We start from the raw sequence: 721 nt of genomic DNA, 5'->3' as shown, positions 1-721 counted from the left end.
CGGGTCCTGCGGTTCTCCTCGGCCTCCTTCGACGCCTCGGTGTTCGAAATGATCCACACCTTCTCCGCCGGCGCCACCCTGGTCATCGCCGACCCCGACATCTACGGCGGCCCAGACCTCACCGAACTGCTCGCCCGCGAAGAAGTGACCCACACCCTCACCGCGCCCGCGATCCTGGGCACCGTCGACGCCGACGCCGTCCCCTCGCTACAGACCGCGGTCGTCGGTGGTGACGTATGCCCACCCGACCTCGTCACCCGATTCGGGCCCCAAGTCCGGTTCCACAACAGCTACGGCCCCACCGAAACCACCATCATCACCACCCTGACCGGCCCGCTGTCCGACCCGGCTGCGATCACCCTCGGCGGGCTCCTGCCCGGAGTGCGCGCCCTCGTCCTCGACACCCGGCTGCGCCCCGTCGCGCCCGGCGTCCTGGGTGAGCTGTACCTTGCGGGGCCGCAACTCGCCCGCGGCTACCACCAGCGCCCCGACCTCACCGCCGGACGGTTCATCGCCGACCCCACCACCCCGGGTCAACGCCTCTACCGCACCGGCGACCTCGTCCGCTGGCAGACCGGCTCGTCAACACCGGAGCTGGTGTACGTGGGCCGTTCCGACGACCAGGTCCAGCTCAACGGCATCCGCGTCGAACCCGGCGAAGTCGACACCACCCTCACCACCCACCCCAGCGTCGATTTCGCGTTGACCCTCGTGCACCGCG

1 protein-coding gene is annotated in these 721 nt (G+C 70.3%); it reads left to right on the top strand.

The genetic code is table 11. The features are described 5' to 3' along the window. Positions 1-721: AMP-binding protein (locus tag A8G08_RS06965; protein WP_157108440.1), on the top strand; the 721-nt coding region annotated here is incomplete at both ends.

Source organism: Aldersonia kunmingensis, from assembly GCF_001646865.1.
In the GTDB taxonomy this organism is placed as follows: domain Bacteria; phylum Actinomycetota; class Actinomycetes; order Mycobacteriales; family Mycobacteriaceae; genus Aldersonia; species Aldersonia kunmingensis.
The sequence above is the reverse complement of the archived record's forward strand: the minus strand, read 5'-3'. Positions and strand labels throughout refer to the sequence as shown.